The 23,115-nt window shown below is 34.5% G+C and carries 25 protein-coding genes and 2 other annotated features; of the genes, 1 reads left to right on the forward strand and 24 read right to left on the reverse strand.

The window, feature by feature from the left end; translation table 11 throughout:
• Positions 1 to 7: 7 nt before the first annotated feature.
• Both THYS13_RS03955 and THYS13_RS03960 read right to left on the reverse strand, forming a co-directional pair.
• Positions 8 to 628: a TraR/DksA C4-type zinc finger protein gene (locus THYS13_RS03955; RefSeq protein WP_042833248.1), complete on the reverse strand. Its 621-nt coding sequence runs from the start codon at positions 626 to 628 to the stop codon at positions 8 to 10.
• Between the two features lie 15 nt (positions 629 to 643).
• A complete protein-coding gene (locus THYS13_RS03960; RefSeq protein WP_082990366.1) occupies positions 644 to 955 on the reverse strand; it encodes a DUF5665 domain-containing protein in 312 nt (103 codons plus the stop codon).
• Positions 956 to 1,175: 220 nt separating this feature from the next.
• Between THYS13_RS03960 and THYS13_RS03965 the strand changes: the two genes are divergently transcribed.
• Positions 1,176 to 2,357, forward strand: a complete 1,182-nt coding sequence (locus THYS13_RS03965; RefSeq protein WP_042833249.1) for a PLP-dependent aspartate aminotransferase family protein — start codon at positions 1,176 to 1,178, stop codon at positions 2,355 to 2,357.
• Positions 2,358 to 2,388: 31 nt separating this feature from the next.
• Here THYS13_RS03965 and bcp read toward each other — a convergent pair whose 3' ends face one another.
• The 22 genes from bcp to THYS13_RS04075 form a co-directional block, all read right to left on the reverse strand.
• A complete protein-coding gene (gene bcp, locus THYS13_RS03970) occupies positions 2,389 to 2,850 on the reverse strand; it encodes a thioredoxin-dependent thiol peroxidase (RefSeq protein ID WP_042833946.1) in 462 nt (153 codons plus the stop codon).
• Between the two features lie 80 nt (positions 2,851 to 2,930).
• A complete protein-coding gene (gene aroF, locus THYS13_RS03975) occupies positions 2,931 to 3,713 on the reverse strand; it encodes a 3-deoxy-7-phosphoheptulonate synthase (RefSeq protein ID WP_052210453.1) in 783 nt (260 codons plus the stop codon).
• Between the two features lie 10 nt (positions 3,714 to 3,723).
• Entirely contained in the window at positions 3,724 to 4,512 is a 789-nt protein-coding gene (gene trpA / locus THYS13_RS03980) for a tryptophan synthase subunit alpha (RefSeq protein ID WP_042833250.1), read from the reverse strand.
• Entirely contained in the window at positions 4,509 to 5,684 is a 1,176-nt protein-coding gene (gene trpB / locus THYS13_RS03985; RefSeq protein WP_042833251.1) for a tryptophan synthase subunit beta, read from the reverse strand. Before trpB ends, trpA begins: the two co-directional genes overlap by 4 nt.
• Positions 5,681 to 6,292, reverse strand: a complete 612-nt coding sequence (locus tag THYS13_RS03990) for a phosphoribosylanthranilate isomerase (RefSeq protein WP_042833252.1) — start codon at positions 6,290 to 6,292, stop codon at positions 5,681 to 5,683. The genes trpB and THYS13_RS03990 overlap by 4 nt, the downstream gene beginning before the upstream one ends.
• A gap of 1 nt (position 6,293) precedes the next feature.
• A complete protein-coding gene (gene trpC / locus THYS13_RS03995; protein ID WP_042833253.1) occupies positions 6,294 to 7,076 on the reverse strand; it encodes an indole-3-glycerol phosphate synthase TrpC in 783 nt (260 codons plus the stop codon).
• Positions 7,076 to 8,092 carry an anthranilate phosphoribosyltransferase gene (gene trpD / locus THYS13_RS04000; protein WP_042833254.1) on the reverse strand — a complete coding sequence of 339 codons (1,017 nt, stop codon included), beginning with the start codon at positions 8,090 to 8,092 and terminating at the stop codon, positions 7,076 to 7,078. Before trpD ends, trpC begins: the two co-directional genes overlap by 1 nt.
• A complete protein-coding gene (locus tag THYS13_RS04005; protein WP_042833255.1) occupies positions 8,073 to 8,660 on the reverse strand; it encodes an aminodeoxychorismate/anthranilate synthase component II in 588 nt (195 codons plus the stop codon). Before THYS13_RS04005 ends, trpD begins: the two co-directional genes overlap by 20 nt.
• Entirely contained in the window at positions 8,660 to 10,087 is a 1,428-nt protein-coding gene (trpE, locus tag THYS13_RS04010) for an anthranilate synthase component I (RefSeq protein WP_042833256.1), read from the reverse strand. The genes THYS13_RS04005 and trpE overlap by 1 nt, the downstream gene beginning before the upstream one ends.
• Before the next feature lie 39 nt (positions 10,088 to 10,126).
• Positions 10,127 to 10,425 (reverse strand) — a binding site (T-box leader).
• Between the two features lie 124 nt (positions 10,426 to 10,549).
• The gene (locus THYS13_RS04015; protein WP_042833257.1) at positions 10,550 to 11,740 is read right to left on the reverse strand and encodes a PLP-dependent aspartate aminotransferase family protein; all 1,191 of its coding nucleotides are present in this window, start codon (positions 11,738 to 11,740) and stop codon (positions 10,550 to 10,552) included.
• A gap of 32 nt (positions 11,741 to 11,772) precedes the next feature.
• Positions 11,773 to 12,543 carry an S-methyl-5'-thioinosine phosphorylase gene (locus THYS13_RS04020; protein WP_042833258.1) on the reverse strand — a complete coding sequence of 257 codons (771 nt, stop codon included), beginning with the start codon at positions 12,541 to 12,543 and terminating at the stop codon, positions 11,773 to 11,775.
• A 65-nt stretch (positions 12,544 to 12,608) separates the two neighbouring features.
• Entirely contained in the window at positions 12,609 to 13,646 is a 1,038-nt protein-coding gene (gene mtnA, locus THYS13_RS04025) for an S-methyl-5-thioribose-1-phosphate isomerase (RefSeq protein WP_042833259.1), read from the reverse strand.
• A gap of 16 nt (positions 13,647 to 13,662) precedes the next feature.
• Complete coding sequence (locus tag THYS13_RS04030; RefSeq protein ID WP_042833260.1) at positions 13,663 to 14,310, reverse strand: L-fuculose-phosphate aldolase; 648 nt, start codon at positions 14,308 to 14,310, stop codon at positions 13,663 to 13,665.
• Positions 14,311 to 14,449: 139 nt separating this feature from the next.
• A complete protein-coding gene (locus tag THYS13_RS04035) occupies positions 14,450 to 15,748 on the reverse strand; it encodes an amidohydrolase (protein ID WP_042833261.1) in 1,299 nt (432 codons plus the stop codon).
• Between the two features lie 47 nt (positions 15,749 to 15,795).
• Positions 15,796 to 18,594, reverse strand: coding sequence for an isoleucine--tRNA ligase (ileS, locus tag THYS13_RS04040; RefSeq protein WP_042833262.1), 2,799 nt, complete (start codon positions 18,592 to 18,594; stop codon positions 15,796 to 15,798).
• Positions 18,595 to 18,648: 54 nt separating this feature from the next.
• Positions 18,649 to 18,867: a binding site (T-box leader), on the reverse strand.
• Between the two features lie 58 nt (positions 18,868 to 18,925).
• A complete protein-coding gene (locus tag THYS13_RS04045) occupies positions 18,926 to 19,171 on the reverse strand; it encodes a TM1266 family iron-only hydrogenase system putative regulator (RefSeq protein WP_006570311.1) in 246 nt (81 codons plus the stop codon).
• Positions 19,161 to 19,646, reverse strand: a complete 486-nt coding sequence (locus tag THYS13_RS04050; RefSeq protein WP_003869629.1) for a DivIVA domain-containing protein — start codon at positions 19,644 to 19,646, stop codon at positions 19,161 to 19,163. Before THYS13_RS04050 ends, THYS13_RS04045 begins: the two co-directional genes overlap by 11 nt.
• A 27-nt stretch (positions 19,647 to 19,673) precedes the next feature.
• Entirely contained in the window at positions 19,674 to 20,420 is a 747-nt protein-coding gene (locus tag THYS13_RS04055) for an RNA-binding protein (protein WP_042833263.1), read from the reverse strand.
• On the reverse strand, positions 20,417 to 20,719 hold the full coding sequence (locus THYS13_RS04060; RefSeq protein WP_003867667.1) for a YggT family protein: 303 nt from the start codon (positions 20,717 to 20,719) through the stop codon (positions 20,417 to 20,419). Before THYS13_RS04060 ends, THYS13_RS04055 begins: the two co-directional genes overlap by 4 nt.
• A 16-nt stretch (positions 20,720 to 20,735) precedes the next feature.
• The gene (locus tag THYS13_RS04065; protein ID WP_042833264.1) at positions 20,736 to 21,149 is read right to left on the reverse strand and encodes a cell division protein SepF; all 414 of its coding nucleotides are present in this window, start codon (positions 21,147 to 21,149) and stop codon (positions 20,736 to 20,738) included.
• A gap of 3 nt (positions 21,150 to 21,152) precedes the next feature.
• Positions 21,153 to 21,857 (reverse strand): YggS family pyridoxal phosphate-dependent enzyme, encoded by a 705-nt coding sequence (locus tag THYS13_RS04070; RefSeq protein WP_201035669.1) that lies wholly within the window; start codon positions 21,855 to 21,857, stop codon positions 21,153 to 21,155.
• A 6-nt stretch (positions 21,858 to 21,863) separates the two neighbouring features.
• Entirely contained in the window at positions 21,864 to 23,051 is a 1,188-nt protein-coding gene (locus THYS13_RS04075) for an HlyD family efflux transporter periplasmic adaptor subunit (protein ID WP_042833266.1), read from the reverse strand.
• Between the last annotated feature and the right edge of the window lie 64 nt (positions 23,052 to 23,115).

Consider the following 23,115-nt stretch of genomic DNA (forward strand, 5'->3'; position numbering starts at 1 on the left):
CGGAGATTTACAAAGTCCTTTTATAATCTTCATTGCTTATCTTGTCAGTTTCCTCTACATAACCAGCATTTTCATCATCATAGTCATCATCATAATTATCCAAACCGCTTTTTGTCTTATTAAATCGTGCAACCTCCTGGTAAGAATCCTCTGCATCAAATTGAATTTCTCCTTTTAAATCCTTATACCCCCATCCAAAGGGGTATTTTATCATTCTCTCTTCATTAGGCCTTGAATTCCTTAAATCTTTTAATTTCAAATCATTATTTTTAGCGCATTCTGCACAAAGAGCAGCATAAGGAAGGGCTTCTAATCGTTCTTCTTCAATGGGCTTATGGCAGTGAGTACATATCCCGTAAGTACCCATTTCCATCCTCTTAAAAGCCTCTTCTATTTGCCTTAAAATATGTTTTTCGTTGTCTTTAAGAGCATAATTTTTCTCTACTTCATAAACTTCAGAAGCAAAATCTGCCGGATGATTATCCAACAGAGAAAGTTCTTGATAATACTCTCTCTGTGCAATTCCACCAATGCCATCATTGTAATTCATTTGATTTATTGTGCTTAAGACCTTTCCCTTTTCTTTTAATAGTAATTGTCTAAAATGTTCCAGCTTTTCACTATCCATCATACCAACTCCTATTTAATATAACTTTTGATTTACAATCTTAACTATGTCAGCTATGATACTGCCAATTAGAGGTAAATTTAATACCACCAATTTTTGAAGTATATAAAGAACTATCGCACCAAGTATTGTAAAGCCTACTGCTATTCCAAAACCTCTTGCTACCCCGCCTATAAAGTTTAACCACAAAAGCCTATAAGGGCTTTGCATAAGCTCGACGTAATCAGCAATTTTCATCTTCTCCATCATCTCTGACATTTGGTCCAATTGTTTTTTTATTGTAGTTAACATAATATTATTATTGTTTTTATATTCGCCTTTATTCAAGACTTTTTCCTCCTTACATTTAATTTTTCCAGTATCGTTTTCTTTATTACTGTAAAATAAAGCCTTTATAAACGTTTATTTATTCATTAGAAAAAATATGCAATCAATCTTGTATTTAATAATAGTTTACCTCAAAATATAATTCAAGTGAAGCGTTGTTGACTTTTAATTTTGCACATATTATCATTAATTTAAAGTACAAATTGTGGGAGTTGATAAAATGGATTTAAGTTTTAAAACAAAAGTAGTACATACTGGAAACTACATAGATAAAGAAATTCCTCCAATGCCAAAAACTCTTCCTATCTATCAAACTTCTGTTTTCACTTTTGATACATTGGAAGAAGTTTACGATTATCTTGGTGGTAATCCTTCAAGGTATATGTACACAAGACTTGGAAATCCTAATCAAACAGCAGTGGAAGAATTAATTGCCAGTTTAGAAGGCGCGGAAGCAGGACAATCTTGTTCATCCGGAATGGCGGCAATTTCTTCAGCTTTGTTGGCAGAAGTAAATTCAGGAGACCACATAATCGCCGCAAAAGATATTTACGGTGGTACAAACAGTCTTTTTAATGCAGAATTTAAAAGACTTAATATTGATGTAACTTTAGTAGATTTCTCCGATTTAGAAGCTGTTGAAAAAGCTATAAAACAAAACACTAAAGTGATATACATGGAAATCATGACAAATCCTCTAATAAGAGTTTTTGACGTTGTGGAAGTTGCAAATATTGCAAAAAAGCACAATATAAAATTGATTGTTGACAATACTTTTACAACACCTTATTTGATAAAACCAATTGAATTAGGAGCCTATGCTGTAATACACAGCGCAACAAAATACATTAATGGCCACAGTGATGTCATCGCCGGACTTATAGCAGGTAATAAAGAATTTATCTCCCGCACAAAAAGAATCACACAAAACTTCGGCGGTTCAATGAGCCCCTTTGATGCATGGCTGGTTTTAAGAGGAGCAAAAACTCTATTCTTAAGAATGAGAGAACACTGTAAAAATGCAATGGAATTGGCTAAATTCTTAGAAAGCCATCCAAAAGTCAAAAAAGTGTATTATCCCGGACTTCCCTCTCACCCAGACTACAGCGTTTCAAAGAAGTTGTTTAAAGATGAGTTTGGAGGTATGTTAAGTTTTGAAATAGAAGGTGGAGAACCTGAAGTAGATAAGTTTATGCAAGAGCTGAAACTGGTGAAATTTGCTCCTTCACTGGCAGGAGTACAAACCATGATAACTCATCCAAAATCCACTTCCCATAGGTCTCTCAGCAAGGAAGAATTAAACGCGTTAGGAATTTCAGAAGGGCTTATAAGAGTTTCTGTTGGAATAGAGGAGATAGAAGATATTATAAAAGACTTTAAACAAGCTCTTGACAAGATATAAGAAAAAAGTTTAGGGCTTTCCCTAAACTTTTTTATATTTCATCTAGCGCCTTTAATACCTCTTCAACGTGTCCATCTACTTTTACTCTTCTAAATATTTTCCTAACAATCCCTTCAGAGTCAATGATAAAAGTTGACCTTTCTATTCCCATTTTCTTTTTGCCATACATATTTTTTTCTTTGTATACCCCATATTCTGTAGACACATTCGCATCTTTGTCACTTAGAAGAATAAAAGGAAGATTGAATTTTTCAATAAACTTTTTATGAGAAGTTTCATCATCTAAACTTATACCTATTACAACAGCATTTTTCTCTTCTATCGACTTTATGTTGTCCCTAAAAGAAACAGCTTCTTTTGTACAACCTGGAGTGTTATCTTTTGGATAAAAGTATAAAACAACCTTTTTACCTAAAAAATCTGAAAGGGAAACTCGTTTTCCATCATGAGTATTTAAAGTAAAGTCAGGAGCTTTTTTATTTAGCTCTACCATGCTATCCCTACTTTCTAAAATTATTTTCCTTAGATAATTATTTTCTGTTACTTCTATTATATATTTTCTCACGCAAAATTTCAATAGCTTTTTATCTCTCTCATCAATTCTTCAAATTGGGAAAAATCAAGGGACTGCTCTCCATCAGATAATGCTTTATTGGGCTCAGGGTGAACTTCCACCATTATTCCATCTGCACCAGCAGCTATTGCAGCCTTCGCCATTGGTATAATTAAGCTTCTTTTCCCTGTACCATGGCTTACATCTGCGATAATAGGCAAGTTTGAAAGTTCATGAATTACTGGAATAGCAGCTATATCTAAAGTATTTCGCGTATAAGTTTCAAAAGTCCTTATACCTCTTTCACACATGATGATATTGGTGTTTCCTTCAATAGCAATATATTCCGCTGCATAAAGCCATTCCTCATAGGTAGCTGAAAATCCCCTTTTTAATAAAACAGGCTTTTTGGTTTTTCCTACTTCTTTGAGAAGCGAAAAATTCTGCATATTTCTTGAACCTATTTGAAAAACATCAGCATATCTTTCAACAATTTCAACATCCCTCACATCCAAAACTTCAGTTACAACAGGCAAATTAAACATATCGCCTACATTTCTCAGCATTTTAAGTCCATCAATTCCTAAACCTTGAAAAGAATAAGGAGAAGTGCGGGGCTTATAAGCTCCTCCTCTTAAAGCATTTGCGCCCCAGCTTTTAACTTTTTCTGCTGTTTTTACAAGCATTTCTTCATTCTCAACAGCGCAGGGTCCTGCTATTATAAGTTTGTCTTTACCCATAGTTATATTCCCAATTTTTATTGATATTTTGTTATTTTTGTCGCCAATTATTTTAAGGTCCATTTTATCACCTTCATAAAACTTCTTTTAAGCTGGATACAAAACTCTTAACTTCCTGCAGCATTTCAGATTTATTATACCCTTTAGCAATTCTTTCTACAAGGGCACTCCCTACAATAATTCCATCACTGAAATCTTTTAATTTTTTCGCCATCTCCGGAGTAGATATGCCAAACCCTATCGCCTTTGGCATATTGGTGTATTGAGAGACTGTCTTCATATATTCTTCAATGTCAGTTTCAATATCCTCCCTCGCACCTGTCACACCTGTAATTGAAACGCAATATACAAATCCTTTGCCATTTTCAGTAATTAATTTTATTCTTTCTTTTGATGTGGGAGCAACTAAAGGTATTAAATAAATATCGTATTTATCTGCTTCTTCTAAAATATCTTTTCTTTCTTCAATAGGCAAGTCTGGTATGATAAGCCCATCTATCCCTACATCTTTTGACTCTTTTAAAAATTTTTGTATGCCATATTTGAATATAGAGTTATAGTAGACAAGGTAAACCAGAGGGATATCACTTTTTAACCTTATTTTTTCTACTATTTTCATTATATCAGGTATTTTTACACCTTTATTTAAAGCTCTTTGTGAAGAAGCCTGTATTGTAGGTCCATCAGCTAAGGGATCAGAATAAGGTATTCCCAGTTCTATTATATCCGCTCCTGCTTCTTCCAAAGCCAAGACTATATCATAAGTCGTCTCTATATCCGGGTCTCCCGCTGTTATAAAGGTTATTAAAGCTTTGTGCCCTTCTCCTTTTAAGGCTTCAAACTTTTTGTCAATCCTATTCATAACTCCACCCCCAATACTTTTGCAACTGTATCTACGTCTTTATCTCCTCTGCCTGACAAATTTACAATGATAATATTGTCTTCACTTAAATTTGGAGCCAGTTTCATAGCATATGCCAAAGCGTGAGCACTTTCCAAAGCTGGTATTATCCCTTCTGTTTGAGATAAATCCATAAAAGCCGCCAATGCTTCTTCGTCTGTCGCATACACATATTGAGCTCTATTACTTTCTTTTAAAAAGGCATGTTCTGGACCTACACCTGGGTAATCCAGTCCTGCAGATATAGAGTATACTGGCATTATCTGTCCCTCTTCATCCTGTAAAAGATAAGTCATCATGCCGTGCAATACTCCTACAGAACCTTTCGCCATTGTAGCTGCATGTTTCCCTGTCTCAATTCCTTCACCTGCAGCTTCCACGCCTATCAATTTTACCTCTTTATCTTCAATAAAGGGATAGAAAATTCCCATGGCATTGCTGCCTCCGCCAACACAAGCAATCACATAATCAGGAAGTCTTCCTTCTTTTTGAAGTATTTGCTCTTTTGCCTCATCTCCTATTACTCTTTGAAAATCTCTCACCATAGTAGGATAAGGATGAGGCCCAACAACAGAACCCATCACATAAAAGGTATCGTTTATATTCGTCACCCAATCCCTTATTGCTTCATTTACTGCATCTTTTAAGGTTCCCGTCCCTGATTTTACTGGTGTTACTTTTGCACCTAAAAGTTTCATTCTAAAGACATTTAAAGATTGCCTTTTTATATCTTCTTCTCCCATGAATATTTCGCATTCCATTCCAAACATTGCAGCAGCTGTAGCAGTTGCCACTCCATGCTGTCCTGCCCCTGTCTCAGCTATAACTCTCTTTTTATTCATCCGTTTTGCCAATAAAATCTGTCCCAATACGTTGTTTATTTTATGGGCTCCTGTGTGGTTTAGGTCTTCCCTCTTTAGATAAATCTTTGCCCCACCCAGCTTTTTAGTAAGATTCTCAGCATAATACAAAGGTGTAGGCCTTCCTGAATATTCCCTCAAGTAATACCTATATTCTTCCATGAAATCTTTATCCTGTTTAGCTTTTTCAAATTCCCTCTCTAATTCTATAAGCGCATTCATCACAGTCTCTGGCACATACTGGCCTCCAAAACGTCCAAATCTTCCATTCATCGAATACCCCTCACTTTTTCAATAAATGATTTCATTTTTTTAAAATCTTTATAACCTTCTGTCTCAACGCCACTGGAGACGTCAACAGCATATGGATTTACTATTTTTATAGCTTCCTCTACATTGTTTCCATTTAGCCCTCCTGCCAAAATTATTGGAACATTCAATTCAATCCCCTTCAAAACTTCCCAATTAAATGTTTTTCCTGTACCACCGTATTCGTTTTTTGTCAAAGTATCAAATACAAAACTATTTACTTTAAATTCTTTTGTTTTTTCCAAATCTTCTTTGTCTTTTATGCGTATTGCCTTCCACACTGTGAAATTTTTAAAATTATCTATATAATCCTGTGTTTCATCACCGTGAAACTGTAAAACATCGAGATTTAGTGTTTGAGCTATCTTTAATGCATTTTCCACTGGTTCATTTACAAAAACTCCCACTGTTTTGATCTCTTTATCAAGAAGTCTTATGAGGTATAAAGCCTGTTCTACCTCTACTTGTCTTTTGCTTTTTGCAAAGACAAATCCTACATAATCAGGTTTTAGCTCATTGGCATATTCAATATCCTCTTTTCTTCTCAGTCCGCAAATTTTTACTTTTACCAATTTATCCTCCTCCTTTTGCCTCCCTTACAAAATCAGTGATTTTGTCAATATCATCTATAATTTTCATAAAAGTCTCGCCAATTAATACGGCATCTACTCCCAATGAAGCTAAATACCTTACATCTTCAGGTATTTTTATTCCACTTTCGGAAACAATTATTGTACTTTGAGGTATATATTTAATCAAATTTTCTGTTGTGTTTATATCTACATTAAAAGTTTTGAGGTCTCTATTATTTATACCTATTATGTCACATTCAGCTTCTAATGCTATTGCAAGCTGCTGTCTATCGTGAACTTCCACAAGCGCATCTAAACCTACACTTTTAGATAAATTATAAAAATCTCTTAATTTGTCCCCTAATACGGAAACAATGAGAAGTACTGCGTCGGCTCCTAAAATTTTTGATTCATATATTTGGTATTCATCCACAATAAAATCTTTTCTCAAAATAGGTTTTGAACTCACTTTTTTTACTTCCCTGATATAGTTGTCATCCCCTTTAAAAAATTCCTTCTCTGTCAAAATGGAAATAGCGTCAATATCAACTTTCTCATATACTTTTGCAATTTTTACTGAATCAAAGTCTTCTTTTATAATTCCTTTGGAGGGAGAGGCTTTTTTTATCTCCCCAATAATTGATATACCCTCTTTTTGAAGTGCTTTCTTGAAACTGCCAGAATAGCCTCCTTTAATTTCGTTAATTAGTTCCTCTACTGGCTTTATTCTTTTTTTCTCTTCCACCTCCTTTTTTTTGTGTCTCACAATCTCATCTAACACCATCAACTAAGCCTCCTTTGGTACTCCAAAATCTCTGTAAGCTTATCAAGAGCTAAACCCGTATCTATTAGATAATTTGCCACTTTTATTCCTTCTTTTAAATCTTCCACAACTTTTCCTATATATAAGGCTGCTGCTGCGTTTAAAACGACTATATCTCTTTTTGGCCCTTTTTCACCTCTCAAAATGTTCAAAATTATTTGAGCATTTTCTTTAGCGTCTTTGCCTTCTAAATCTTCAAGTTTTGCATAAGGGATACCGTAATCTCCTGGGTCTATCACATAATCAATGACTTTGCCTTCTTTTACTTCACTGACAAAAGTAGGAGAAGTAGTAGTTATTTCATCAAGGCCATCAAAACCGTGGACCACCATAGCCTTTTCAATTCCCAATCTTAAAAGTACTTCAGCAAGAGGATGAATCAATCCTTTATCGTAAACTCCTAACACCTGTCCTTTTACAAATGCGGGATTTGTCAATGGCCCTAAAACATTAAATACCGTTCTTGTGCCTAACTCTTTCCTAATACCTGCTACGTTTTTCATTGCAACGTGATATTTGGGCGCAAACAAAAATCCCATACCCTTTTCTTCGATTAATCTTTTTGTTTTTTCTGGCACCATTTCAATGTCAAATCCCAATTCCATCAAAACATCTGCACTTCCACTTTTACTGGAAACAGCTCTATTGCCGTGTTTTGCAACTTTTACTCCTGCAGCTGAAGCAATTATAGCAACCGCCGTTGAAATATTGAATGTCTTCCCCCCATCGCCACCTGTACCACAAGTATCTATCACGTAGTCCGAAGCAAGTTCTACTTTTATTGCGTTGTCTTTCATTGCCTTCGCGAAACCTGTTATTTCTTCCACACTTTCACCTTTTAATCGTAGTCCTATTAATATGCCCCCTATTAAAGAAGGAGTTGCATTACCACTCATAATTTCATTCATAACAGCATAAGCTTCTTTTTCTTTAAGACTTTCCTTTAAAACAATTTTTTTAATAGCTTCTTGTAACATGGTATCCCACCTCCAAAAAATTTCTCAAAATTTCTTTCCCCTGCTCTGTCAAGATAGACTCTGGATGAAACTGTAAACCATATACAGGGTACATTTTATGCCTTACTCCCATAATCACTCCTTCCTCTGTATAGGCTGTAATTTCTAAATCTCTTGGAAGGGTTTGTCTGTCAATAACAAGAGAATGATATCTCATTGCCTCTATGGGATTCTTAATATCTTTAAATATTTTTTCACCTTCGTGAAATACGAGAGAAGTTTTGCCATGCATTATCTTATCTGCTTTCACAATTTTTGCACCATATGCATATCCAATCGCTTGGTGGCCAAGGCATATTCCTAATATTGGAATTTTGTCCCCTAAACTTTTAATGACATCAACGCATATGCCTGCATTTTCAGGCCTTCCCGGTCCAGGTGATAATATAATTTTCTCAGGATTCAGTTTTTCAATCTCTTCAATATCCATTTCATCATTTCTTATTACAAATATTTCTTTGTTCATTTCTCCCACATATTGATAAAGATTATAGGTAAAAGAATCGTAATTATCTATAATCAGAATCATCAAAGAACCTCCTTAAGAGCCATTGCCTTATTTAAAGTTTCGTAATATTCCATCTCAGGAATCGAATCATATACAATGCCTGCTCCCGCTTGAAGGTAAGCATAACCTTCCTTGAAGAGAATAGTCCTTATTGCTATGCACATATCCATATTGCCATTGTAGGAAAAATAACCAACAGCTCCTGCGTAAAAAGACCTTCTCACATTTTCAAGTTCGTCTATTATTTCCATCGCCCTTATTTTTGGTGCCCCAGAAACTGTACCTGCAGGAAGACAAGCTATAAGAGCATCAAAAGCCGTAAGTCCTCTTTTTAGCTTTCCTGAAACAGTCGATACAATGTGCATTACATGAGAGTAAAAATCTACTTCCATAAAACGCTCTATTTTTACACTTCCAAATTCACTAACTTTTCCTATATCGTTTCTTCCAAGGTCAACTAACATCACATGCTCTGCCTTTTCCTTTTCATCTTTTAAAAGTTCCTCTTTAAGTCTTAAATCTTCTTCTTCATCTTTTCCTCTTCGCCTTGTACCCGCTATTGGATTTGTAGTCACTTTGTCTCCAAAAACACTTACAAGGCTTTCAGGTGAAGAACCAAGAAGCTGAAAATCACCAAAGTCGATATAGAATAGATAGGGAGAGGGATTTTTTGACCTCAACCTTCGGTAAACCTCAAAAGGGTGCGAATTAACTCGTGCTTTTAATCTTTGTGACAGTACTACTTGAAATATGTCTCCTTTTTCGATGTATTCTTTTGCTTTTTCAACAATTTGGCAAAACTCTTCTTTGGTGAAGTTGTAATTGACTTCTTTTCCCTCTTGAGGTGAAAGGTCATGAAATTCTATGTTAGTTGATTTTATCTCTTGCAAAAGACCGTTAATCTCTTGCAAAACTTTCTCATACTCTACATCTTCATCAGGATATACGTTATAAACAATATAAATTCTGTGTTTAAAGTGGTCATAGCAAATAAAACTTTTATAAAACATAAAGTATACATCCGGTATATTTATTTCATCAGGGTTTTTATCCGGCAGTCTTTCATAAAGCCTTATCGTATCGTAAGATACATAACCTACAGCCCCTCCAACAAAAGGAATATCAAGTCCTAAAGGATTATAATTAACCTGTAAAACATTTTTTATCTCTTCAAAGGCCATACCTTTTTTATGCTCTTCTCTGTCTGTGATAATTTTTATCTCTCTGTTGTAACTTAGAATTAATAAATATGGGTCTCTTCCTATAAAGGAATATCTCCCCCAGTTAGTACCTCCATTTGCACTTTCCAGTAAAAATTTGTTTTTGCCTTCAAGACTATAAAAAATGTTTATTGGCGTTAATTCATCTCCGTTTATTTCTGTATAGACTGGGAAGACATATCCTCTTTTTTTGTGTTCGCAAAAATCTTCTTTAGAAATATTTACCACTTTATCACCTCCTGAAAATTAAAAAAAAGTCACTCCGCCCATTGGGGCGAAGTGACTCGCGGTGCCACCCAATTTGTCCTGTATTACTAAAAAAAGCATTTCACCAAAAGGGCGAAATGCTCGCTTGTGCCACCTTTTTAACACAGGACCACTCTTTCGGGTACGGAGATTCCTCGATACCCTGTCTTTTTAACGGTAGACCACCGGATACTGCTACTTAAAAGTTCACATCTCACCTCACGGGCCCATTCAATATCAGCTACAGTACTCGGCTCCCACCCTCCCGAGCTCGCTTTGACTAAACGCTGATATCTACTCTTCCCGGTCATTGGATTTCATACATATTTATATTGTGTTATTTTAATTCTATAACGCATTAAATTATTTGTCAATATATTTTTATGCAAGTCAATACCTGCAGGCTTAAATTGACAACTGGCACTTTATCACCTCAAAACCTTTTTAAATTTGTTTAAGAGCTTGATCCAAATCCTCTATTATATCATTGTAATCCTCAAGCCCTACTGATATTCTCACCATACTTTCTGTGAAGCCGGACTCCTCAAGCTTTTCTTTTGGATACCCTCTGTGAGTCATAAGGGAAGGTACTTCCACTAATGTTTCTGTATCTCCCAAGCTTACCGCTAACTGACACAATCTTAAATTACTTATAAACTTCTCTAAATTTTTGGTTCCTCCCTCTATTTCAAAACTTATGATAGCTCCGAATCCTCTCATTTGTTTTTTCGCTATTTCATGGCCTTTAAAACTTTTAAGACCAGGATACATAACGTTTTTTACTTTAGGATGCGAATTTAAAAAATTTGCTACCTCTATTGCATTTTTTTCATGTTGCCTCATTCTTAAGCCTAAAGTCTTTATGCCTCTTAATATCAACCAAGCATTGAAAGGACTCATTACCCCACCAAATTCACACATATAATCAAATTTTAAATAATGTATATACTTTTCATCTTGTGAAACTGCAACTCCTCCAAGTGCGTCACCGTGACCTCCTATATATTTAGTAGCACTATGAACAACTACATCGGCTCCCAATAGAAGAGGATTTTGAAAATAGGGGGTAGCAAAAGTATTATCAACAACAATTTTAATATCTTTTTTATGGCATACCCTTGTAACCTCTTCAATATCTATAATAGATAAATTTGGATTAGAAGGAGTCTCAAAATACACAACTTTTGTGGAGTCATCTACACTTTTTTCTAATTCGCTTATATCTGTAAGGTCCACTATTTTATAATTTACTCCATATTTAGGCAGTATATTTGTCACTACGTTATAAGTTGAACCATAAAGAGTCTTATGAACTATTACAGTATCTTTGGGTTTTAAAAGAGAAAATAAAACTGAACTAATAGCAGCCATCCCGGAAGAAAAAGCTACTGCCCCTTTGCCATATTCCAACTCCGCTAATCTGTTTTCAAATAATCTTAAGGTCGGATTATTACCTCTTGTATAAACATAGTCTTGAGATTGAAAAGACATCACCTTTTCAACATGTTCGAGGTCATCAAAAACAAAAGTAGTCGTCTGAAAAATTGGAGGATTCAAAGCATTTTCAGGGTTCTTCTTAAACTCAGTTCCATGAATTGCTTTTGTGTCAAACCGATAGTTTTTATTTACTCCCATAGTAGTTCCTCCTATAATTTAATCACATCTAATCATAATTCAATTACTGCTTTACTGCAATTACAATGCTCTTGGTCTAATTTTTCTTCTAAAAAAACTCTTACAAACGTTTTTATCACTTTTTCTTTGTTCAATTCTAAGGTATCTTTTATTTCATGTAATGTTATACTGCCCTTCATTCCTGTAGCCCAATTTGAAACTATCCCCACCGCAGCATAGCACATTCCTAATTCTTTCGCTAAAACTACTTCTGGAACATTAGTCATACCAACTACATCGGCACCTAAATTTTTATACATTCTTATCTCTTGTACAGTTTCAAATCGTGGACCTTCAGTGCACACATAAACTGCATCTCCCTTTATCAATAAGTCTTCTTTTTTAGCAGCATTGTAAAATTTCGCCCTTAAATTGCTACAATAAGGGTCACTCATATCTACATGCCTTACCACTCCATCTTCCCCTTCAAAAAAGGTCAATGGTCTCGATTTAGTAAAATCTAAAAAATCTTTAAGTACTACAACATCCCCTGGCTCATAATTTTCATTAAAAGAACCAACTGCAGCTGTTGCATACACATATTTTACTCCCATTTGTTTCAATGCCATAATATTTGCCCTATAATTTACGAGATGAGGTGGAACTGCATGATCTTTCCCATGTCGGGGCAAAAAGCCAATTTCTTCCCCTTCAATAGTCACAATATCAATTTCCACTTCTCCATATTTTGTATCTACCAATTTTTTTGACACCTTTTGTCCTATTTCGTAAAATCCAGTACCACCAATAATCGCCTTTTCCATTTAAAATGTACCCCCTCTGTCTTTTGTATTTATATGCAAATAATCAAAATTAATCCGAGTATCCTTCACTTTAGCTTTAATATGTTTTCCTTGAAAGGAGGCCTAATTATTCCTTTTTCTGTAATTATTCCCGTTATATTTTCATGAGGAGTCACATCAAAAGCTGGATTGTACACTTCTATTCCTTCAGGTGCAATTCTTACGCCATTTATATGAGTTACCTCTTCAGGACTCCTTTCCTCTATAACTATCTCTTTCCCTGTCTCAATGTTAAAATCAATTGTGCTGGTAGGTGCTACCACATAAAAAGGAACGTGGTATATCTTTGCGATAGCAGAGAGCATAAAAGTTCCAATTTTATTGGCAGTATCCCCATTTAAAGCAATTCTATCGGCCCCTACTAATATTACATCTATTTTCCCATCTCTTATCAAAGTGGCAGCAACACTATCAGCAATTAATTTTGCAGGAATTTCTTCTTGTACTAATTCCCATGCTGTCAATTTTGCGCCTTGAAGCCTAGGCCTTGTCTCATCAGCATATACAAAAATATTTTTCCCACTGTAATGGGCTTCTCTAATAACTCCTAAAGCAGTTCCATACCCTACGGTTGCAAGGGCTCCCGTATTGCAATGAGTCAAAATAACTGCATTTTCTTTAATTATCTCATTCCCAAATTTAGCCATATTTTTGTTGGTTTCTATATCTTCGTAGTAAATATCATCTGCTTCTTTTTTTAATAGCTCATATAGGTCTTGTAGTTCTAGCTCTTTATTATTCTCAATAACTTTTTTCATTCTATTTATTGCCCACATAAGGTTTACAGCAGTAGGTCTTGATTTTGAGAGAATTTCTAAAGCTTCCTCCATTTTTTTGAAGAAACTTTCTTTCTCCTCATTAATAAATTCTTTTGCAGCTAATACCATCCCATAAGCTGCTGCAGCTCCAATTGCCGGTGCCCCCCTTACCACCATGTCTTTTATAGCAAAATTTACGTCTTTATAAGTTCTGCACTCAAAAATCTCATAACTATTGGGCAATTTTCTTTGGTCAATTAAATATAAAACTCCATCTTTAAATTCTATAGTTTTAATCTCTCCCACTTTTTTCACCTCTTTATTATTTTTTTACCTGCCCATAAGTTTTAAACTTTTCTAACATTAACCTCATTTCATCTTCTGGAAGAATAACTGGTTCTCCTATAGATTTTGACCTGTAATATAATTCTGCCACGTACTCAATTTGAATACTTATATTAAAAGCATTAGGCAAATCTTTAGCTCCTACCAAAAGTCCGTGATTGGCTAATAGCACAGCTTTTCTATCCTTCATAGCCTCAAAAGCGTTTTCTGCCAATTCTTTTGTACCAAAAGTTGCATATTTAGCACATCTGACATTTGGTCCTGCTAAAGCCACAAGGTAATGAACTGGTGGAAGGTCCCAATGTAGACAGGAAAGAGTTGTAGAATATACTGGATGAGTGTGTATAATAGCGTTTATGTCTTGTCTGTTAGCGTAAAAAATTCTGTGCATCTCATACTCTGAAGAAGGAGTCCTATTACCTTCTATTACATTACCATTTAAGTCCATTACTACTACATCCTCAGGCTTAATTTCAAAATAATTCATTCCTGAAGGAGTTATAGCCATCAATCCTTTTTCCTTATTGTAAATGCTTAAATTCCCTCCTGTACCTCTTGTAAGATTAGAATTTATAAGTTTTTTGCCATAATCTACTATTTGTTCTCTTTCTGATTTTAATAGCACTTTTATCACCCCATTTTTAATATGTACTCTAGTGTAAATGATTTTACAACTTCTACTAAAGCCATCATATAATAATGCAAATAAAGTGTCAACTTACAAAAATTTAGGTATCCTGCGTTAGCAGAATACCTTTTCCATGTTATTTTTTCCCTATTAACTCCTTTGCCCTTTTTTCAACATTATACATTACTTTTTCCACATCTGCGGTTTTTATTTCTCTATTTTCCATTATTATTTTGCCATTTATTATCACTGTATCCACATCTGATGCTTGAGCAGTATAAGCTAAAGCAGAAATTAAGTTGTGGTGTGGATAAAAATGCGGCTTGTCAATATCAACAATCACTATATCCGCTTTTTTTCCCACTTCGATGGAACCTATCTCTTTATCCCACAATAAAGCTTTAGCGCCATTGATTGTCGCCATTTTTAGAGCTTCCAATGCCGGTACAGCAAGAGCATCGTAATTTAACGCCTTATTAATAGTGACAGCAAAATGAATCTCTTCAAACATGTTTAAGTTATTGTTACTGGCTGGGCCATCTGTCCCCAAAGCTACGTTTATTCCTTTTTTTAGCATTTGATCCACCGGAGCAAAACCACTGGCTAACTTGGCATTACTGGTAGGATTGTAAACTGGTGATACCTTCATTTCCTTTAATATTTCAATGTCTTCATCGCTTACATGAACACAATGAGCTGCTATAGTTGGAACATCAAATACTCCTATGTCCTTTAAATGTTTCACAGGAGATTTTCCATGCTTTTGTAAACTTTCTTCTACTTCTTTTTTTGTTTCTGATACATGAATATGAATTCCTGTATTTAACTCTTTAGCTAACTCTACTACTTCCTTTAAATAAGAGGAGCTACAGGTATAAGGTGCATGAGGACCCACCATTACTTTTATTCTTCCCTCCGCTTTATTATGCCAGGTATTATAAAGTTTTCGCGTATCTCTTAACTTTTCCTTATTTATTTCAGCGTCACTTTCTTCTATAATACCCCTTGTCAACACTCCTCTTATCCCTACTTCTTCTGTTGCTTTAGCTACTTCATCCATAAAAAAATACATATCGCAAAAAGTAGTAGTACCAGAATAAATCATCTCTATCATACTCAATAAAGAACCCCAGTAAACGTCTTCTGCTGAAAGTTTAGATTCAACGGGCCAGATATGTTTACTCAACCAATCAAATAACGGCACATCATCTGCATAATTCCTAAATAAAGACATTCCCAAATGAGTATGAGCATTTATAAGACCTGGCATTGCAATTTTTTTTGTTCCATCTATGACTCTGTCAACTTTTATATCCGGATTAATTTCTCCTATGTAAGTTATCGTATCGCCTTCAATATATATATTGGTGTTTTCCATAAGTGGCTGTTCTTCTTTCATAGATAGCAAAGCTACATTTTTTATAAGCAAATTCATAATATCCCTCCTCAAAATAATGTTTAAAAAGGGGAAAAATCCCCTTTTTAAACTTGTGTTTGCTGCTCGATGTGAGAAGCACATCTTGCACAAATAGTTGGATGCTCTTTTATAGTTCCTACTGTTTCACTGTACATCCAGCAGCGTTCGCATTTTTCCCCCGGTGCATGGGTTACCACAATCTTCAAATTATAATCTTCACTTTCATAAGCATTTTGAGGAACATGTTCTTCTGGTTCGTGAAGTACCACTTTTGAAACTATGAACACATATTCGAGGTCATTAAAGCCTTTAAAGAAATCATAAAGCTCTTGAGATGGATATATATCCACTTGTGCCTCTAAAGAATGACCTATCTTTTTGTCAGTTCTCGCTATTTCAAGAGCTTTAGAAATATCTTTTCTTATGTCAAAAAGTTTTTCCCATTTTTCTATTATATAAGGATTATTGTATTTTTCTTGGACCTCTGGCCAATCAGCTAACTGAACACTTTCAAAATTATTTTGACTGTCGTGCTTCATATATGACCATATTTCTTCTGAAGTAAATGTAAGCACTGGTGCTATCAACCTTACAAGAGTGTCTAAAATAATGTAAAGTGTCGTTTGAGCCGCTCTTCTCTCTTTAGAAGTAGCAGGATAAGTGTACAATCTGTCTTTTAAAATGTCCAGGTAAAGGCTACTCATATCTACTACACAGAAGGTATGAACCAGATGGAGAAAATCGTAATACTCATATTTATCAAAAGCCTCTGTAAGCTCTTCAACTACTCTGTTAAGCCTAAATAAAGCCCATTTATCTATCTCTAAAAGCTCTTCGTAAGGGAGCATATCCTTATCAGGGTCAAAGTCATAAAGATTGCTTAACAAGAACTTACTAGTGTTACGTATTTTTCTGTACGCTTCTGTCATCTGTTTTAAAATCTCTTGTGAAATTCTCATATCTGAAGTAAAGTCAGCAGAAACAGCCCAAAGCCTCAAAATATCCGCTCCATATTCTTTTATAACGTCTGCTGGGTCAATACCATTCCCTAAAGATTTTGACATTTTCCTTCCTTCACCGTCTACAACAAATCCGTGGGTCAATACGTTTCTATAAGGTGCTTTTCCACGTGTTGCCACAGATGTCAAAAGAGAAGACTGGAACCATCCTCTGTGTTGGTCTGAACCTTCTAAATAAAGCTCTGCAGGCCACTTTAGGTCAGGATGAGTTTGCAGCACAGCTGCATGGCTGGAGCCTGAATCAAACCACACATCCATTATATCTGTCTCTTTCCTAAACTTTGTAGAACCGCATTCGCAAGTAATCCCTTTTGGCAATATCTCTTCAGCTGACATTTCAAACCATGCATCTGAACCCTTTTGCCTGAAGATCTCTTTAACTGCATTTATTGTATCATCGTTTATAAGCGGTTTCCCACACTTTTCACAGTAGAATATAGGAATTGGCACACCCCATACCCTTTGCCTTGAAATACACCAGTCTCGTCTATCTCTTACCATGTTAGTTATGCGCTCTTCGCCCCATGAAGGATACCAATTAACTTCTTTAATAGCTTTTAGTGCCTCTTCTCTAAATCCTTCCACAGAAGCAAACCACTGTTCTGTCGCCCTAAATATTATTGGACTTTTACATCTCCAACAGTGAGGATATGAGTGGGTAATACGGGTTTCTGCTACTAACGCATTAGCTTTTTTCAAGTCTTCCTTTATGACCTTGTTAGCCTCTTCATAATACAGACCAGCATATCCTGGCGCTTTATCTGTAAAATATCCCTTATTATCTATTGGATTTAAAACATCAAGACCATATTCTTGCCCAACTAAAAAGTCTTCTTCACCATGGCCGGGAGCAGTATGAACACATCCAGTACCAGCTTCTAAAGTTACATGTTCACCCAAGATTATTAAAGAATCTCTGTCATATAAAGGATGGGTAGCCTTCATGCCCTCCAAATCTTTTCCTTTAAATACAGCAATTATTTCATAATCTGAAAGGTTAGCTTCTTTCTTTACAGTATCTAACATATCTTTTGCCATTATATATACTTCGTCTCCAAACTTTGCAAGCGCATAATCAAACTCTGGATTTAAAGCAATTGCAAGGTTAGCTGGAATAGTCCATGTAGTAGTTGTCCATATTACAAAATACACATTATTAAGATTCTCAACAATTCCCTTGAATTTCCCCAAATCATCTTTAACTCTAAATTTTACATAAATAGAATCAGAGGTTTCATCAAAGTATTCAATTTCTGCTTCTGCTAAAGCAGTCTCACAGCTGGGGCACCAATATACAGGCTTTAGACCTTTATAGATATAGCCTTTCTTAGCCATTTCACCAAAAACTTCTATCTGTTTAGCTTCATACTCCGGATTCAAGGTAAGATAAGGATTATCCCAATCTCCCCTTACTCCCAATCTTTTGAATTGAGCTTTTTGCTTTTCAATCTGAGAAAAAGCAAAATCCCTACACACTTTTCTAAATTCTGTAGGACTTACTTCATGCCTTTTTATACCTAAAGTTTTTATAGCTTGCTGTTCAATAGGAAGACCGTGTGTATCCCATCCTGGCACATAAGGAGCATCATAACCCCTCATTGTTTTGTATTTAACTATAATATCTTTTAATACCTTATTCATAGCAGTTCCAATGTGTATATCTCCATTAGCATAAGGCGGACCATCGTGTAAAATATATTTTTCCTTGCCTTTATTTTTTTCCAATGTTTTATGATAAATATCCATTTCTTCCCATCTTTTTAATATCTCTGGCTCTCGTGTTGGCAAATTAGCCTTCATAGGAAAATCTGTCCTCGGCAAATTAAGTGTCTTGTTGTAATCCACTGAACATTACCTCCTCTTCAAATATTATCTTTCAAACTAAAAATAAAACTTCTCGTCAGGGACGAGAAGTTCGCGGTACCACCCTACTTATTAAGACAAAGAAAAACTTCGCCTTAATCTCTCATTTAAGATAACGGGAAATCCGGCACAGCTTACTGTAGTTCAGCCTGCAGCTCCGAGGTGATTTTCAGTAGAAACGAACTTATTGGCTCGCACCTACCGCCAACTCTCTGAAAGTTGCTTCTACTTACTCGTCCTCATCATAGCTTTTAACAATATTTTTTACACAATTATATAATACTACAAGTTTTTCGTCAATAGTATGCATATCTCATGCAGTCAGAGCAGATTTCACTTTTACACCAGGCAGACTTCCAAGTTTACCAGTAAGAGCCCCTATTTCATCCGTTGTACCATCAACTATTAAAGCGATAACCGATACTCCCCTATCTTTATAGGGTATACCCATTCTTCCTACAATAATGTGGCCGTACTCACTCAATATGTGATTTACCCTATCCGCCACATTTTCTCTATTTTTAATCAATATTCCAACAACCCCTAATCTATTCTGCATCCTTCTCCTCATCCTCATCTGGAATCAATTCTTTCTCATCTATTGAAAGTATTGATTCCAACTGGGCTTCTAAAAGAGATTTAAATTTCGCTTTAAAAACATTTAATTGCTTGCGATATCTTTCTAACTCCATTCTTATTCTCACAACTTCTTGATTTGCCTTCTCTAATATTTTTTCTGCATTTTGTTGTGCATTTTGTATGATAAGTTGAGCTTCTTTTTCTGCATTTCTTTTCAATTCCTCTGCAGTATTTTGAGCAACAATCAAAGTATTGTTTAAAGTATTCTCCATATTTATGTAGCTTTGAAGTTTTTCATTCATTATATTAATTCTATCTTTTAACTCCGCATTTTCTTTGTATAACATTTCATAGTCTTCCATAATTTTATCCAAAAACTCGTCCACTTCCTCTTCATTATAACCCCTAAAAGACCGCCTAAATTCTTTATTATGTATATCCATAGGCGTCAGCATAATATTACCTCCTTTTCTTTTGTAACATTATATAAACCTTAGAATATGTACAGAAACGCGACCTTTTTTTGTATTACCTCTCACTTCTTCTAATTTAATTCTTCCAAAACCACGTAAAGAAATTACATCCTCCTCTTTTACTTCTGAAGAAGGGTCTTCTGTATACTCCCAATTTATTTGAAGAAGACCGGACTTTATAAATTCTGAAGCCTTCGTCCTTGATATGCCAAAACCTGCAGCTGCTACACTGTCAACCCGTAGTGAGGCTACGGTAGAAAAAATGTCCTTGTACTTTATTTCAGGTTCCAACACATCTTTCAAGTCAATTGAATTAACTCTTACCTTCTCTTTCCCGACTTTAAAAAGGTTCATAAGTACATAACTTCCCACATCTTTATGTAACAATATATCACATTTATCCTCTTTTACAATTATATCGCCTATTTTTTGTCTTTTTATCCCCAACCCTAAAAGTGAACCCAACACATCTCTATGAGATAGCTTAGAAAAATTGCCTTCAATTCTTACAGCGCAAATAGGGGTATCTTCCGGCTGTAAAAAATCGGGATAAATAATTGCTATCTTTCTTTCTGCTAAAGAATATCCCCCATCTAGATTATAGTTTATATCTTGCTGTCGATACTTTAATATAGTTTTTTCAAAAATTTTTTGTTCAGAGAGGCTTAAAAAGTCTGTATATTTTTCTCTTTTAGATTTTAAAACACCTTTAATTATGTCTTCAAATCGGGATACAGTAAATTCTTTGTCCATCATATATACCTCATCAGTAATAATACTAATTTAAAAACTAAAGGACGAACTAAATACTGAATCACCAAAATCGCCAAAACTGGCGAAAAATCTATCATTAAATTTCTTCCAATAGAAGACCTAAATTGTAATGCCCTAAAAGGCTCAAGTATTGGTTCTGTCGTTACGATCACAAAGCGAGAAAGTGGATTTGACATATTTTCCATTCGTAACAAAGATAAAATAACCCTTATCAATATAAGCCAATTTATAACTTCAAAAAAATAATCTAATGCTGTTAAAATTGCAAAATTTACAGGCAAAATCATTTCCTCCTTATCAATTTAGATTGTATAAAGAATTTACTTCATCCTTTATATCCCCTGTAATATCAAAATTCTCAGGCGCAATTAAAAATATATAGCTAGATATCTTCTTTATCTCTCCATTAAGAGCATAGGCTGCACCGCTTAAAAAATCCACTACTCTTTGAGCTTCATTTTTGTCCATCTTTTGTAAATCAACAATCACCGGTTTTTTATTTTTTAACTCATTGCATATATTCATCACTTGTTCAAACTTTTCTGGCTTTAAAATCAAAACTTTTACTTGGGGCTGTGTATGAATATTGACAATTTTAGGCTTTCTATCATAAGGTATGACAGGTTGTAAAGAGTCTACTTCTTCTTTCTCTTCTTCTGGCTCATCGATACCAAAGAAACTCATTAATTTATCAATCACTTTTGAAGACATTAATTATCCCTCCACATTATATTGTCTTTGCCCAAAAATGGAAGTGCCAATTCTAACAATATTCGCCCCTTCTTCAACTGCTACCCAATAGTCATTGGACATGCCCATTGACAAAAATTCTACTTGTACATTATGTTGCTTAATTTCTTTTAGCTCTTCAAATAGCTCTTTCATCTTCCTAAAATAGGGTCTTACCTCTTCTGGTGGAAGGTAAGGAGCTATTGTCATAAGCCCTCTAATTCTTATATTATCATATTTTTCCATTTCTTTAACAAAATTATGCATTTCTTCAGGAGGAATTCCGTATTTACTTTCCTCTCCACCAATATTGATTTCCACCAAACAATCTATTATGAGACTTTTTTGTTTAGCCCTTTTGTCTATTTCTTCTGCCAGTTTGATACTATCTAAAGAATGTATCAACTTAACTTTGTCAATAATGTATTTCACTTTGTTTGTCTGTAAATGTCCTATAAAGTGAAATTCTACCTCATTTTTTAAATAAGGATACTTTTCATTTAACTCTTGAACCTTATTCTCACCTATGTCAGTTATTCCACAAGCAATAGCCTCTTTTATAGTTTCAACACTGAAAGTTTTAGTAGCTGCCACAATTAATATTTCCTCCGGATTTCTATTTACCTTTAATGCATGCTCTTTTATGTTTTCTTTTATCTTTCTTATATTTTCACATATAGTCGTATTTATCCCCCCTTATTTGCTCAAGTAATCCTCTCCATTTACCGCTATTTCGTCATACACTTTTAATCCAGATGTTTTATCAACGCTTTCTACAATCGCATATTTGCCATCTGTAGCCTTTATTACTACTTCTTTAAAAGTAGGAACTTTGCCATTTTTTATTACAAAAACTCCTTTTTTCCCTTCTTTTTGCACAATAGAAGAAAGAGGTATTTTAAGTCCATTGTACTCTTTAACTTTAACTTTTACATTTATTTTAGAAGTTTTATAAAAATCGGGATATTCATCTATCATCTCAATTATTCCTATATATAATTTATCGTCACCTTTGTAGGTTTTTATAACTTTTCCCCGCAATTCACCACCATAATTATCAATCAAAATTTTCACATTACTATCTTCTTTTAATAAGTCCTGTTGTTTTTCATTTAAAACCAACGCTAAATACCACTCCAAATTATCCACTATTTTTACAAAAGGGTAATCTCCTTTTACTTCTGTACTAATTTCTTTAGATTGAAAGTTTAAATTTTCAAGCTGTGTCGGATTTAAATTGAACATATTTCTTTCATTTAGAATACTTTCATTGCCATCGAAATAGTAACTTACAATTCCTGATTCTGGTGAATTCACAGTAATCATATTTTTCTCTACATATTTTTTTAAATACTCCTTTTGCTCTTTTAAGCTTTCAATCTTTTGAAGTATTATTGGCCCTTTACTTAAAATTTCTTCTTTTTTGGCTTTTAAGTCTTCAATCCTTTTTTGTATTTTATCTGCATTAGGACTACCCTGTTGTATCGCATTTTGATAATTTTGCTCTTCTTTTTTTATTATATTATCTAATTTTTGAATATCTGAATAAAAAGGTATATTAGTATCCTGATTTTTTAGTTTTCTGTCTATCTCTTCTAATTGATGTAGTTTTTCTTCATCAAAATCGGCAGAATAAACTTCCACAATAGGAGTACCTTTCGAAATTTTTTCGCCACTTTGTACAAGTTTTTTTATTTTGCCATCGAAAGGAGCATTTATCAACATTTCATTCTTTATAACATATCCTTGGGCATTAAAGGCTATTGAAATACTTCCATAAGTTACTACTGTAGTTTTATTTTTGTGTGCAAAAGTCGTTACTCCTACTTTACCTATGTAAACTATCACCAATAATATAACTACAATTTTAGCTAACCTTTTCACAACTCTCACCTATCAATATATTCTATATAAATGCCGATTTTCCTTCTACAAATTTACGCATATA

Source organism: Thermoanaerobacter sp. YS13, from assembly GCF_000806225.2.
GTDB lineage: Bacteria > Bacillota > Thermoanaerobacteria > Thermoanaerobacterales > Thermoanaerobacteraceae > Thermoanaerobacter > Thermoanaerobacter uzonensis.

Coding starts and splice junctions, on each gene's coding strand:
- THYS13_RS03955 (WP_042833248.1), bottom strand. CDS start 628: ATGGATAGTGAAAAGCTGGAACATTTTAGACAATTACTATTAAAAGAA.
- THYS13_RS03965 (WP_042833249.1), top strand. CDS start 1,176: ATGGATTTAAGTTTTAAAACAAAAGTAGTACATACTGGAAACTACATA.
- bcp (WP_042833946.1), bottom strand. CDS start 2,850: ATGGTAGAGCTAAATAAAAAAGCTCCTGACTTTACTTTAAATACTCAT.
- aroF (WP_052210453.1), bottom strand. CDS start 3,713: ATGGACCTTAAAATAATTGGCGACAAAAATAACAAAATATCAATAAAA.
- trpA (WP_042833250.1), bottom strand. CDS start 4,512: ATGAATAGGATTGACAAAAAGTTTGAAGCCTTAAAAGGAGAAGGGCAC.
- trpB (WP_042833251.1), bottom strand. CDS start 5,684: ATGAATGGAAGATTTGGACGTTTTGGAGGCCAGTATGTGCCAGAGACT.
- trpC (WP_042833253.1), bottom strand. CDS start 7,076: ATGGTGTTAGATGAGATTGTGAGACACAAAAAAAAGGAGGTGGAAGAG.
- trpD (WP_042833254.1), bottom strand. CDS start 8,092: ATGTTACAAGAAGCTATTAAAAAAATTGTTTTAAAGGAAAGTCTTAAA.
- THYS13_RS04005 (WP_042833255.1), bottom strand. CDS start 8,660: ATGATTCTGATTATAGATAATTACGATTCTTTTACCTATAATCTTTAT.
- THYS13_RS04015 (WP_042833257.1), bottom strand. CDS start 11,740: ATGGGAGTAAATAAAAACTATCGGTTTGACACAAAAGCAATTCATGGA.
- THYS13_RS04020 (WP_042833258.1), bottom strand. CDS start 12,543: ATGGAAAAGGCGATTATTGGTGGTACTGGATTTTACGAAATAGGACAA.
- THYS13_RS04035 (WP_042833261.1), bottom strand. CDS start 15,748: ATGAATTTGCTTATAAAAAATGTAGCTTTGCTATCTATGAAAGAAGAA.
- THYS13_RS04045 (WP_006570311.1), bottom strand. CDS start 19,171: ATGCAGAATAGATTAGGGGTTGTTGGAATATTGATTAAAAATAGAGAA.
- THYS13_RS04050 (WP_003869629.1), bottom strand. CDS start 19,646: ATGCTGACGCCTATGGATATACATAATAAAGAATTTAGGCGGTCTTTT.
- THYS13_RS04055 (WP_042833263.1), bottom strand. CDS start 20,420: ATGATGGACAAAGAATTTACTGTATCCCGATTTGAAGACATAATTAAA.
- THYS13_RS04065 (WP_042833264.1), bottom strand. CDS start 21,149: ATGTCTTCAAAAGTGATTGATAAATTAATGAGTTTCTTTGGTATCGAT.